Raw genomic sequence first — 13,255 nt, forward strand, 5'->3', positions numbered from 1 at the left:
GCTTCCAACACAATTTATAATATCGCGTCAAACCAACCTGGAGCCCTTACATGAACATCCCGACCGACCTGAAATACACCGAGTCCCACGAGTGGGTCCGCCTCGAAGCTGATGGCACCCTCACCGTCGGCATCACCGAGTATGCGCAGGACGCCTTGGGCGACATCGTGTTCGTCGAACTGCCGCAGGTCGGCAAGAGCTTCACGGCCGGCGACGACGCCGCCGTGGTCGAGTCGGTGAAGGCCGCCAGCGACATCTACGCGCCGGTAGGCGGTACCGTGGTTGCGGTCAACCAGCCGGTCGCCGACGCGCCGGACTCGATCAACCAGGATGCCTACGGCGCCTGGCTGTTCAAGCTGCAGCCGACCGACGCAGGCGCGATCAACGGCCTGATGGACGCCGACGCCTACGGCAAGACCACCGACAACTGATCGTCACGCGCCTTCGGGCGTTGAAATCCCCTGCGGCGCCCGCATCTGGGTGTGCCGCAGGGCGCAACAGCAGCACAGCTTACTCGTCCATTTGACCCGCGCAGGCAGCGCCCGCGCCACCGTCCCTTCTTTTTGGCCACCACCATGACCCGCACCAGCCTCACCCAACTTGAAGCACGCGATTCCTTCATCCCGCGCCACATCGGCCCATCGGAGTCCGAAGAAGCAGCGATGCTCTCGACCCTCGGCTACCCATCGCGCGCGGCCCTGATCGACGCGGTCGTTCCCGCCAATATCCGCCGCAAGGACAAGCTCGACCTGGGCGAATTCTTCGAGCCGCTGCCCGAGCAGGCGGCGCTGGCGAAACTGAAAGCCATCGCGTCGAAGAACAAGGTGATGAAGTCGGTCATCGGCCAGGGCTACTACGGCACCCACACGCCGCCCGTCATCCTGCGCAACATCTTCGAAAACCCGGCCTGGTACACCGCCTACACGCCTTACCAGCCGGAGATTTCGCAGGGCCGTCTGGAAGCAATCCTGAACTTCCAGCAGATGATCACGGACATGACCGGTATGGGCATCGCCAACTCGTCGATGCTGGACGAGGGCACGGCTGCTGCCGAAGCGATGACGCTGATCCAGCGCGTCGGCAAGTCGAGCTCGAAAGTGTTCTACGTCGCCGACGACGTGCTGCCGCAAACCCTGGAAGTGATTCGCACGCGCGCCGAACCGATCGGCGTCGAAGTGCGCACGATCGCGGCCGCCGACATCGAATCGCTGAACGAGACCTGCTTCGGCGTGCTGCTGCAATACCCGGGTGCGAACGGCGACGTGCGCGACTACCGCGCAGCTGTCGAGAAGCTGCACGCGGCCGGTGCGATGGTGATCGCCGCCGCCGACCTGCTGGCCCTGACCGTGCTGACGCCACCGGGCGAATGGGGCGCGGACGTGGTCGTCGGTAACAGCCAGCGCTTCGGCGTCCCGCTCGGTTTCGGCGGCCCCCACGCCGGCTACCTGGCCACCCGCGACGAATACAAGCGCTCGATGGCGGGCCGCCTGGTCGGCGTCACCGTCGACGCCCGTGGCAACTCGGCCCTGCGCCTGGCGCTGCAGACCCGCGAACAGCACATCCGCCGCGAAAAGGCGACCTCGAACATCTGCACCGCGCAGGTGCTGCTGGCCGTGATGGCCGGCATGTACGCGGTCTACCACGGCCCGCAGGGCCTGACCCGCATCGCCCGCCGCGTGCACCGCATGACCGGCATCCTGGCAAGCGGCCTGCAGCAGATGGGTTACCAGCTGGCCAACGCCAGTTACTTCGACACGCTGACCGTCGTCACCGATCGCGCCGCCGAACTGCACGAGGCCGCAACGAACGCCGGCGTGAACCTGCGCCGCGTCGACGATGGCCACGTGGGCCTGTCGCTGGACGAAACCACGACCCGCGAAGACATCGCCCTGCTGTTCTCGATCTTCGCCAACGGCGGCGCGGTGCCGGATGTAGAGTCGCTGGACAAGGATGCGGCTGACGCTTTCCCGTCGGTTCTGGCCCGTACCAGCGCCTTCCTGACCCACCCGACGTTCAACCGCTACCACGCCGAGCACGAGATGCTGCGCTACCTGCGCAGTCTTGCCGACAAGGACCTGGCGCTGGACCGCACCATGATCCCGCTGGGTTCGTGCACGATGAAGCTGAACTCGACCTCCGAGATGATCCCGGTCACCTGGCCCGAGTTCTCGAACATCCACCCGTTCGCACCGGATGACCAGACCGTCGGCTACCGCGAAATGATCGGCCAGCTCGAAGCGATGCTGTGCGCCGTCACCGGCTACGCCGCCATCTCGCTGCAGCCGAACGCCGGTTCGCAGGGCGAATACGCGGGCCTGCTGGTGATCCAGAAGTACCACCAGTCGCGCGGCGAAGGCCACCGCAACATCTGCCTGATTCCATCGTCGGCGCACGGCACCAACCCGGCATCGGCCAACATGGTCGGCATGCAGGTGGTCGTCACCGCCTGCGACGAGAACGGCAACGTCGACCTGGCCGACCTGAAGAAGAAAGCCGAGCAGCACAGCGCCAACCTGGCCTGCGTGATGGTCACCTACCCGTCGACCCACGGCGTGTTCGAAGAAGGCATCCAGGAACTGTGCGAGATCGTCCATGCGCACGGCGGCCAGGTGTATATCGACGGCGCCAACATGAATGCGCTGGTCGGCGTGGCCGCACCGGGCGCCTTCGGCGGCGACGTGAGCCACCTGAACCTGCACAAGACCTTCTGCATCCCGCACGGCGGCGGCGGTCCTGGCGTCGGTCCGATCGGCGTCGGCGCCCACCTGGCGCCCTTCCTGCCGAACCAGCTCTCGACCGGCTACGTCCGTGACGAACAGGGCATCGGCGCGGTCAGCGCCGCGCCCTACGGTTCGGCCTCCATCCTGCCGATCTCGTGGATGTACATTGCGATGATGGGTGGGGAGGGGCTGACGAATGCCACCGAAACGGCCATCCTGAACGCCAACTACATCGCGCGCCGCCTGGCACCGCACTATCCGGTGCTCTACACCGGCCACGACGGCCTGGTCGCGCACGAATGCATCATCGACCTGCGTCCGCTGCAGGACAAGACGGGCATTTCGAACGAAGACGTCGCCAAGCGCCTGATGGACTTCGGCTTCCACGCGCCGACCATGAGCTTCCCGGTGCCGGGCACGCTCATGATCGAGCCGACCGAGTCCGAGTCGAAGATCGAGATCGACCGCTTCATCGAGGCGATGATCACGATCCACGCCGAGATCGTGAAGGTCGAGCGCGGCGAGTACGACAAGATGGACAACCCGCTCAAGGGTGCGCCGCACACGGCCGAAGTGGTGACGGCCGACGACTGGCAGCACACCTACACCCGTGAAGTGGCGGCCTTCCCGGTGGCCTCGCTGCGCAAGAAGAAGTACTGGCCGCCGGTGGGCCGTGCGGACAACGTGTATGGCGACCGGAACCTGTTCTGTGGTTGTGCGCCGATCAGCGATTACGAATAATCGCTAGGCACTGACCTTGGCGGCGGCGCGGGGAGCGATCCCTTCGCCGCCGTTGTCGTTTCTGGCTGACGTTGCGGCTGCGGATCTGTACGACCGCGTGGGCACGAGTGCCCACCCTACGGTGCACCGCCGTTGTAGGGTGGGCACTCGTGCCCACGCGGTACGACGTACGATGGTCGAGACGTCCAAACGACATCAATCCCTCCTCGACGCCAGCCGCAAATGCGGCCTTGGCGTCTTCCTGCGCTCGCCCCGGCCGGGCTGGCTGGCGTCGCGCCGGCCGTCCTTCAACACGTCGCGCATGTCGATGTCGGCCACGCTCGACGGCGGCGTGGCCACATCGGGTGCTGTCACCGCTTCGTCGAGCCGGAACGCGGCCACCGCGCGCGACAGCGTCAGGGCCTGCATCTGCAGGTTGCGTGCCGACTCGGCCGCTTCTTCCACCAGCGTCGAATTGCGCTGCGTGACCTGGTCCATCTGCACGATCGCCTGGTTCACGTCCAGCAGTCCGCTGGCCTGCTCGGCACTGGCCGAACTGATCTTGCTGATGATGTCGCCCACCTGCTGGACCGAGGTGGCGATGGTGGCCATGCTGCTGCCGGCCTGCGCGGCCCAGGCAGTGCCGCCCTCGATCTCCGCGACCGATTGCGCCACCAGCTCGCGGATCTCGCGCGCGGCGGCGCCGGCGCGCAGCGCCAGCGAACGCACGTCACCGGCCACCAGCGCGAACTCGCGCCCGCCCTCGCCCACGCGCGCCGCCTCCAGGGCCGCGTTCAGCGCCAGCGTACCCGTCTCGACGGCGATAGCGTCGATGCGCGCGCCGATCTCGCCCACCTGCCGGGCGCTGCCCTTGACCGTGGCCAGCGTCGTTACCAGCCGGTCGACCACGCTCTCGCCTTGCTGGGCCACGTTCGACGCGGATTCGGCCAGGCGGTTCGCTGCCCGGGCGCTGTCGGCCGTGAGGTTGACGGTGGCGGCCAGCTCCTGCATCGACGAGGTCGTGTGCTCGAGCGAACTGGCGCGGAAGGTGGCGCGCGTGGTGAGGTTCAGGTTACCCAGGCCAGGTCGCGCGACGCCGTGCCGATCGAGCGCGCCGATTCGAGGATGGTGCGCAGCGTCAGGTTCAGGTTGCGGATGCTGGCGTTGAGCGCGCGCGAGGTTTCCCCTATCTCGTCGTTGCCATACACGCGGTCCTTGACCGTCAGGTCGCCGCTGGCCAGGTCGACCGCCGCAGCCCCGATGCCGCGGATCTCGGCCAGCAGCGTGCTGCGCACCGCCACCGTGATGCGCAGCGAGACGGCAATGGCCAGCGCGATCACGCAGGGCATCAGCCAGGTCATCGTGCGGAAGTCGCTTGCTGCCGTCGCCGAGGCCTCCTCGGAGAGCGTCTGCTCGAGCTGGGCGGGGCATTGAGGCGCTGGGCGACGACGGCGAAGGCCGCTTCCGCCTTGCTCATGGCGTTGGCGCTGATCGACTGGTCATCGCGCACCAGTTCGATCGCGTCGCGCACGGCACGCACGTACACCGCATGGGCGGCCGCGGCCTGGTCGACATAGCGCCGCCCGCGCTGCCGGCAGGGGTCATGCGCGCCACCCGCTCCAGCCCTGCATGGGTCAGCGCGTGCTGGCGGTGGATGTCCGCGATCAGGGGCTCGATGCGGCGGCGCGGGAAGCTGCCGCCGATCCAGGTATGCAGCTGGTAGATCTCCGCGTGGCTGCGCTGGGCGGTGAAGACGAGCTCGCTCGCGGCGCGCATGTGCGCCGCGCGCTGGCCGACGATGTCCTCCAGCGAGGCGTTCTGGCGCACCATCGCGTACCAGGCGCCGCTCGAGAGCAGGACCAGCAGCACCAGCACGACGCCGGGCGCCAGCAGCAGTTTGGGGCCGATCCGCAGGCGCGACAGCATGGCTCAGGCCCCGCGGCGTTGGGAGGGGAAGGCGGCGGCAAGGGCCGCGGCCGGGAAGTGCTGGGGAATGTGCATGATGGCCTCGTCAATGGGCGCCGCGCGACAGTACGCGACTTCGCGATAGGTACCGAAGTTTCTCTATCGCATTTGATCAATCTAAGTCATCCGTCCGGCGCTGCCTTTGAGCAATCGCAACACCCTCCCCGCCATGGACAATTGCCGCCACGCAGGTACACTAGCGGGATGAAGATTGCCGTCCACCTGGCGCGCAACCGGCGCCTGCTGGCGTGGTGCGCGTTGTCTGTCGTCCTGCACCTGCTCCTCATGCTCTGGGTCGACGCGCGCTTCACGCCGCCCCTGCTGCCCGAGGTCGGCACGCCGCTCGCGTTGCGCCTGGTCCCCACGCCCCAGCCTGCGACCGCGCCGCAGGCCGATGCGCCCGCGGCCGCCGCCCAGGCATCCGCCGCGGCGCCAATGCCGCTGCCGGCACCGGCACCGGCACCGGCGCCGGCGCTACGATCGGTTCCCCTCGACGCGGCAGGCGACGCGCCGGCACCGGCGGCAAGCCCTGCGCAAGCACAAGACCGGGCCACCGGCATCCTGCCCCAACAGATGCCCGGACGCTACCAGGTGCGCCCGCCCCCGTCCGCCAGCATCGGCTACACCGTGATCCGTACGCGCCCCGGGGCTGAGGCCGAACCGGCCGCCTCCGCCCGGCTGTCCCTGGCAGCGCAAGGCTGGCCGCTACCAGTTGACACTGGACGGCGTGCTCGGCGAATTCGAGAGCGAGGGCGGCGAGGACGATGCCGGCATGGCGCCCGCGTCCACGCGCGAGCGCTCGCCGACCGGGGGCGCATGGGTCACGCGCTTCAACCGCGAGGAGAACCGGATCGACTATGCGGGCGGGGCTGCTCCCCCCCCGGGCGTCCAGGACCGCGCCTCGGTGCTGATCCAGCTGGCCGGCATGGGCCTGGCCGAGCCCGACCAGATGCAGGACGTGATCGAGATCGTCGTGGGAGGCGCCGCCGGCACCGGGATCGCGCGCTTCCGGGTCATGGGGCAGGAAGAGATCGACACCGGCATCGGCCGGCTGGCCGCGGTGCACCTGGCGCAGCTGGCGCCGTCCGGCGAGCGCCGCGTGGAGCTCTGGCTGGCACCACAGCAGCACTGGCTGCCGGTACGCATCCGGTGACGGAACCGGACGGCACCGTCGTCGACCAGGTCGTGCGCACGCTGGACCTGGAGGCGCCCGCCAGCAGCGGGGCGCAGTGAGGCGGGGCCCGCCGACGTGAAAACGGCCGGCATGCCGCCGGCCGTTCGTGTAGCGCGCCAGCGGCTTACGCCAGCTTGGCCGCGTGCTCGCGCGTCGCGTGGAAGGTGAGCTTGGGCCAGCGCTCCTGGGTCAGGCGCAGGTTCACGCCGGACGTCGCCAGGTAAGCGAGGTTGCCGGCCGCGTCGTAGGCCACGTTGTGACCCAGCTGCGTCTCGAAGTCGGACAAGGCCTTCTTGTCGTCGCTCGACACCCAGCGCGCGCTGCTGATGCTGGAGCCCTCGAAGACGGCATCGACGCCGTATTCATTGAGCAGGCGGCTGGCGACGACGTCGAACTGCAGCACGCCGACCGCGCCCAGGATCAGGTCCGAGCCCAGCACCGGCTTGAACACCTGCACCGCGCCCTCCTCGCCCAGCTGCTGCAAGCCCTTGTGCAGCTGCTTCATCTTCAAGGGATTCCGGATGCGCACCGTGCGGAACAGGTCCGGGGCGAAGTACGGGATGCCGGTGAAGGTGAGCATCTCGCCTTCCGAGAAGCTGTCGCCGATCTGCATGTTGCCGTGGTTCGGCAAGCCGATGATGTCGCCGGCGTAGGCTTCTTCCACCTGCTCGCGGGACGATGCCATGAAGGTCACGACCGACGACAGCTTGACTTCGCGCCCAAGGCGCAGGTGCTTGACCTTCATGCCCTTTTCGAAACGGCCCGAGCACACGCGCAGGAAGGCGATGCGGTCGCGGTGGGCCGGGTCCATGTTGGCCTGGATCTTGAAGACGAAACCGGAGAACTTCGGCTCGGCAGGCTCCACGGCGCGCACGGTGGCGTCGCGCTCGCGCGGGGCCGGCGCCCAGTCGACCAGGGCCGAGAGGATTTCGCGCACGCCGAAGTTGTTGATCGCCGAACCGAAGAACACGGGAGTCTGCACGCCCGACAGGAAGCGCTCCAGGTCGAACGGGTGGCTGGCGCCATGCACGAGCTCAACTTCCATCTTCAGCTGCTCGATCTCGAGCGGGAACATCTCGGCCAGCTTCGGATTGTCGATACCCTTGAGGATCTCGAAAGCGCCGTCGGCTTTTTCTTCGCCGGCCTTGAACAGCATGATCGTGTCGTTGAGCAGGTGGTACACGCCGCGGAAATTCTTGCCCATGCCGATAGGCCAGGTCACCGGCGCGCATTCGATCTTGAGCACCGACTCGAGTTCATCGAGCAGCTCGAGCGGGTCGCGGGTTTCGCGGTCGAGCTTGTTCATGAAGGTGACGATCGGGGTATTCCTCATGCGGCAGACGTCGAGCAGCTTGATGGTCTGTTCTTCCACGCCCTTGGCGGCGTCGATCACCATCAGCGCCGAATCGACGGCCGTCAGCACGCGGTAGGTGTCTTCCGAGAAGTCCTGGTGGCCGGGGGTGTCGAGCAGGTTGATGACGTGGTCGCGGAACTCGAACTGCATCACCGAGGAGGCGACCGAAATGCCGCGCTGCTTCTCGATGTCCATCCAGTCGGAGGTGGCATGGCGGCCGCTCTTGCGGCCCTTGACGGTACCGGCGAGCTGGATCGCGCCCGAGAACAGCAGCAGCTTTTCGGTCAGCGTGGTTTTACCGGCGTCGGGGTGGGAAATGATGCCGAAGGTGCGGCGGCGCGCCACTTCGCGCGCGATGGCGGCCGGCGGGCGCGCAGAATCGGCAGCGGCAGCGGCAGTGGTGTCAAGAGCGCTGCCTTCGTCGGCGGCAAGGATGTCAGGTTCGTTGGACATAGTCGAGCCCGGATGGCCCCAATGGAGAAAACCCTCGATTTTACCGATTCCGGCGCCGCTCGTGTGAATAGAATGCGGCCCGGCGGGAGCGATTGCTCCGGCCGGGCCGCCTGGGGCGTCGTATCGCCCTGTCCGGAACCCGCGTTCCCGCGGTCCCGTAGTTTCCCTCTTCCCTACCTCATTCGCGCACCCGGCGCCAGCCGGAAATCTTCGTTGTCAGCGGCAACGCGTTGACGGCGGTGGTGCTGATGATGCCGCCGTCGGCATTGGTGGTGATCTGGCGCAGGTCGCCCGACGGCAGGCTGATCACGGTGGTACCAACCGCAGCCGCCGAGTTCGACAGTGTCTGCCCCGCGGCCGCCACGTACGTGGTCCGGTTGCCGCTGGTGACGGCGACGCTCATCAGGGGCTGGGCGGTACACACATTGAGCTGGTAGACATTGCTGCTGCCGCCCACCTTGCAGCCGGTCGGCGTCGTTGGCACGTTGGTCACGACGTTGAGCGCGCCGTCGATGATTTTCGGGTCGAGGTTGACGCGTTCGCCCAGGTTGCGGTCAAAGCGCATGCTCCAGCCATCGGCCGTGCCGAGAGCAAGATTGACGTCAGGGCCGCTGATGGCATACGCCGTCCCGGTGCCGGCGATGACGCTCAGCTGGCGGTTCACCATCGTCGCGACCGGCACACTGCCGAGCGCCTTGCCGTTATCGGCCAGGACGTAGGCGGCCTGGACGCTCGTGTCCCGGATGTCGCCCTGGTCGAGCAGCCGCCCGGTGCCGAAGGCCACCACGCGCCGGCTCACCACGGTACCGTCGGGGTTCCTGGCCTCGCAGATCGTGACGTCCGGCCGGGTCGTGATTGGCTGGTTGACGCCGGCGTCGCCCATTTTCAGCAAGCGGGCGTCCCCACCGGCGCTGTAGTCGAAACGCCACATACGGCCGAGGTTGTCGCCGCCGTAGACGTGGGTCACGCGCGGATCGGTGTGCGGGTCCTTGCTGATCGCCGTGATGCGCGCCAGGCCTGAAGGCGTCTCGACGCTGCCGTCGGTCCCGGTCTTCGACAGGATGGTGCCGTTGGCAATGTCCACGACATACAGCCAGCCCTTGCCGGTGCCGACGGTGACGCCGTCCGTGCCGGGGATGTTGTTGTAGCCCGAGCTCAGGAAGGCGGCCCAGTGCTTCCCGCCACTCCCATCCGTCCAGACGCCGATTTGCGGGTTGCCGAAAGTCAGGCCGATGTCGTCGTCGTGCTTGCCGCACACGGCGGCGTCGGCGCAGAGTTCCCACAGCAGCTTCGGATCGGCCGGATCGGTGACGTCGAGCGCATAGTAGCCGCGGCCGCCGGCATTGAGCCCGCCGACCAGCACGGTGCGCCATGCGCCGTCGATCTTCACGTCAACCACTTCGGGCGAACCGTCCACCGTGAACTGGTGGTTGGTGCCGTAGGTCGTGCTCGCCTGGCGGTAGAGCTTCTTCATGGTGATGCGCGGCACATAGGCCCACAGCTCGTCGCCGGTCTCGCCGTCGAAAGCATGCAGCATGCCGTCGTTGGCGCCAACGAAAACGGTGGGGGCGCGACTGGCCTTGGCCGACTTGAACGCGCCGTAGCCGGAGATGAACGCCGGGTCCTTCACGTCCGGGTCATCGAAATCCTCGTAATTCTTGGTCGGCCGGCGCATGTAGGCGGGCTTGGACGAGGCGATGTCGCCCAGCACCAGCGGCAACTGCCCCAACGCGGCTTCCGGATCGGCGGCCTTGCGCGCGTATTCGCGCAGTACCCTGTTGTTGGCAAACTGCTGCTGGCCGCGCAACCAGCCGACGATATTGCGGCCATCGTTGACGACCAGGCGATCAAGCACGGTCAGCGTCGGGCATTGGTCGAGCTGGCCGCACTTGTTGTCGAACCAGCCCTGCTCGGTCGGCGTCATCAGGTTATAGCGGAATTCCTTCAGGCCGCCCGTGTCGACGTCGCGCATGAGGATCCTGCGCGTATCGGTCAGCGCGCCCACTTTTGCGCCCAGCAGGGTCGAGGTGTTCCACTTGGCGACTCGCGATACCGCGCCCGTGGAGACGTCGATCTCCTTGCTCTCGAGTTCGCCGTACCACTTCACGGTCGTGAAGGTGGCGGCGAACAGGTCGTTGTCGTCCACCGACACGTTCGGGGTCGAGGTCGCGGCGGCCGAGGCGGCGCCCTGCTTTTCCTGGATATCCGACAGCGCGCTGGAGAGGCCGGCGACGACCTCCAGCGGCGCCGAGGCGCTGAAGTACTTGCCGTGTCCGTTGATCGCCGCGTGCCACAGGTCGTCGACGCGCGACTGGTAGGTGGCACCGCCGGTATCGTCGTTCGTCGCCGGATTCGGCCAGACATAGGGGCCGTTGTTGTTCCACGGGCAGCCGGTGGCGACACCGGTGATCAGTTTGTGGAAGTCGGTGCCGGCCGTGGGCGACCCGTAGTTCTTGTCATAGGTCATGATGCCGTCGACGCCCAGTCCCAGCGTGTAGGTATTCATGTGCAGGCGCTTGTTGTCGATACCGGTCCTGCCCGGCACCAGGCCTTCGTTGTCCCAGTTTTCGAGCGTGGTACGCAGCGAAGTGCTCTCGGTGTTCGAACCGCCGTTGTACCAGTACAGGGCGATGTCGGCCAGCGAGTTGGCCGATTGCGGGGTCGGATCGACGCAGCCCTTGTCCTTCGAGCAGAAGCGCGTCGTGCTCTCGACGTTGTCGTTGCTGACGACGTCCGCGGCCGCCGGACCATTCCAGTAGCCGTCCGTGGTCATGAAGGTGAAGTTCTGCTCGCACGGGAAACGCACGACCTCGTTGCCGGCGGAACGCTTGTAGGGCGCCAGGTTCGCATACATCTTGCCGACGGCATGCAGGGCCTGGCGCAGCGGTGTCGAGTTGTTGCCGTTCATCTTGTAGAGCGCGTCGTACCAGTCGGCGCGCGCCTTGCCGATGAAAGGTTGCGGGATCGTCATGCCGCCCTCGGCGGCCGCGGTCGACAGCGACACGATGCCGACCTTGTAGCCCTCGCCCACCGGCTGGAAGGCCAGGCCGACCGAGGTCTTCATCATCTGGTTGCGCGTCTTGTAGTACGCGTACCAGTTGGCGAAGTTGGTCATCTCCTCGTCGTAGGTGCAGGTGGTGCCGGCGCAGTCGCTGCGCTCGGTGACGCGCGGGTAGCTGTTCCTGGCCGGGACAATGTCCACGCGGCTGAACACCGAGGCGCCCAGCCCGAGCGTCGTGGTCGGAATGCCGTCGGCGGCGGCCGGCTTCTGGGTGAAGCTCAGGTTGCCGTTGCTGGTGAGGGCGCCGACCGTGATGGCCTGGCCGGCACGGTTCGCCCGGGAGCTCACGAGGCACAGGGTGGTGTCGGGCGCAGCGGCGCAGGCCGGCGGACTGTTCGCGGTGCTGCCGACATACGCGCGGATGATGCCGTTGGTGCCGATCCTCTCGGCAAGCGCAATCGCCACGCCATTGGCGCTGGCGTTGTTGTCGAAGGTGATTTTCGTGTTCAGCAGCTGGGTGCTGCCCAGCAGCAGCGAGGACAGTTCGGTACGCTTGCCGTTGTTGGCGCGGCCGGAGATGGTCAGGAGCGCGGTCACCGTGTCGTCGGCACCGACGACCAGGTCGACGCCGGCGCGGCTGCCGTCGCTGACCGGCGTGCATGTCGTGCCGTTGCAGGTGATCGGCACCACCGCCACGATGGCGTCGCTGCCCAGCGAAATGTCGTAGCTCGAGCAGGCCGGCACGCCGAGCACGGTCGGCGTGCGCACGCAGGCCGTGTACTGCCTGTCGCGCTTGGCCACGATCGACGCGGCCAGTGCGTTCGCGGCGGCCGCCTGCTCGGCCGCGGTGTCGGTGCCGTTGTCGGCAAAGACAGCGGTGCTGGTCAGGGGTGATGCTGCCTGCCGGCGTGATGGCCTCGACGGTCTTGATGCGGGTACGGTTGCTGGTGGTGGAGGCGCGCACCGTGATGCTGCCGTACCAGTCCGGGACGCGGTTCGGATCGGAGAAGCGCGGGTACTTGTAGGCGCCGACATATTTCGCCCGGCAGGTGGTCAGGGCGCGGCTGTTACACCAGCGCAGGGGTGCCGCCACCGGATAGCCGGCCGGCGCGGCCCCGCCCACCGTGGTCACGCGGCAATCGGTCAAGGTGGCGTCGGTGCAGTATTCGCCGACGTTGATGTTGTAGTAGTACGGGTTCGCCAGGAAGTACACCGGCGTGTAGCGGGTGTCGCTCGGGTACGAATAACCCAGTTCATTCTTGACGCAGTTGGCACTGCTGGTGTCGCACCAGGCCAGGTCGGGGAAGCCCTGGGTCAGGTCGATCATGGTCTGGCCCTGGCCCAGCAGGTCGGTCTTGTTGATGCCGAAGGCGTCGGCCGGCACCTGGGTCCAGTTCGTCGTCTTTTGCCTGGTCATCGAATCGAAGGACACGCCCGTGTCCCTGACCGGCGGCAGATAGCGCACCTTCGGGTTGTAGTACTGCTTGTTGAAGTCGGCGCTGGCAAACGGCGGATCGCCGATGCGGCAGCCGCGCGTGCCGCTGGCCAGGGGTGCCGCGCGAGCGGCACGAGCCGGTGTCGTCCACGTAGTCGGGCGTGAAGGTGCTGGCCATCGAACCCGAGTTATCGTAGAGCAGCATCAGGTTCGGCTTCACCGTGCCGGTGCCGTCGATGTTCAGCAGCGGCAGGTTGGCGATGGAGGTCGGCGCCGCCTGGCTGGCCGGGGCCAGGAGCAGCAATGCGATCAGCGAGAGTATGCGCTTCATACGTATTTCCATTCTCATTACCCGGCTGCGAGCCGGTCTTGGGCGCCGACCCGGTTGCGGGCCAGTCTTGGATGCCGGCCCTGTCCCGGGCCGGTCTTGCTG

At 67.2% G+C, this 13,255-nt stretch carries 9 protein-coding genes; 3 read left to right on the forward strand and 6 right to left on the reverse strand.

What is annotated here, in order from left to right; all coding sequences use genetic code 11:
- The first annotated feature begins 50 nt into the window (after positions 1-50).
- Positions 51-431 (forward strand): glycine cleavage system protein GcvH, encoded by a 381-nt coding sequence (gene gcvH, locus G4G31_RS18035; RefSeq protein ID WP_182988804.1) that lies wholly within the window; start codon positions 51-53, stop codon positions 429-431.
- A 144-nt stretch (positions 432-575) separates the two neighbouring features.
- The gene (gcvP, locus tag G4G31_RS18040) at positions 576-3,461 is read left to right on the forward strand and encodes an aminomethyl-transferring glycine dehydrogenase (RefSeq protein WP_182988805.1); all 2,886 of its coding nucleotides are present in this window, start codon (positions 576-578) and stop codon (positions 3,459-3,461) included.
- 195 nt (positions 3,462-3,656) lie between these two features.
- On the opposite strand, the gene G4G31_RS18045 is transcribed toward gcvP, so the two are convergent.
- The 3 genes from G4G31_RS18045 to G4G31_RS18055 all read right to left on the reverse strand — a co-directional run bounded on the left by G4G31_RS18045 (position 3,657) and on the right by G4G31_RS18055 (position 5,366).
- A complete protein-coding gene (locus G4G31_RS18045; protein WP_182988806.1) occupies positions 3,657-4,451 on the reverse strand; it encodes a methyl-accepting chemotaxis protein in 795 nt (264 codons plus the stop codon).
- Positions 4,452-4,507: 56 nt separating this feature from the next.
- Entirely contained in the window at positions 4,508-4,801 is a 294-nt protein-coding gene (locus G4G31_RS18050; protein WP_182988807.1) for a HAMP domain-containing protein, read from the reverse strand.
- Positions 4,802-4,913: 112 nt separating this feature from the next.
- Positions 4,914-5,366, reverse strand: coding sequence for a hypothetical protein (locus G4G31_RS18055; protein WP_182988808.1), 453 nt, complete (start codon positions 5,364-5,366; stop codon positions 4,914-4,916).
- A gap of 751 nt (positions 5,367-6,117) precedes the next feature.
- Here G4G31_RS18055 and G4G31_RS18060 point away from each other — a divergent pair.
- The gene (locus G4G31_RS18060; RefSeq protein WP_210283915.1) at positions 6,118-6,558 is read left to right on the forward strand and encodes a DUF3108 domain-containing protein; all 441 of its coding nucleotides are present in this window, start codon (positions 6,118-6,120) and stop codon (positions 6,556-6,558) included.
- A 145-nt stretch (positions 6,559-6,703) separates the two neighbouring features.
- Here G4G31_RS18060 and G4G31_RS18065 read toward each other — a convergent pair whose 3' ends face one another.
- The 3 genes from G4G31_RS18065 to G4G31_RS26695 all read right to left on the reverse strand — a co-directional run bounded on the left by G4G31_RS18065 (position 6,704) and on the right by G4G31_RS26695 (position 13,153).
- Positions 6,704-8,386 carry a peptide chain release factor 3 gene (locus G4G31_RS18065; protein ID WP_182988810.1) on the reverse strand — a complete coding sequence of 561 codons (1,683 nt, stop codon included), beginning with the start codon at positions 8,384-8,386 and terminating at the stop codon, positions 6,704-6,706.
- 178 nt (positions 8,387-8,564) lie between these two features.
- Complete coding sequence (locus tag G4G31_RS18070; protein ID WP_229425080.1) at positions 8,565-12,188, reverse strand: PilC/PilY family type IV pilus protein; 3,624 nt, start codon at positions 12,186-12,188, stop codon at positions 8,565-8,567.
- A 452-nt stretch (positions 12,189-12,640) separates the two neighbouring features.
- Complete coding sequence (locus tag G4G31_RS26695; protein ID WP_229425081.1) at positions 12,641-13,153, reverse strand: hypothetical protein; 513 nt, start codon at positions 13,151-13,153, stop codon at positions 12,641-12,643.
- Positions 13,154-13,255 lie beyond the last annotated feature (102 nt).

This window comes from Massilia sp. Se16.2.3 (assembly GCF_014171595.1).
Taxonomy (GTDB): Bacteria; Pseudomonadota; Gammaproteobacteria; order Burkholderiales; family Burkholderiaceae_D; genus Telluria.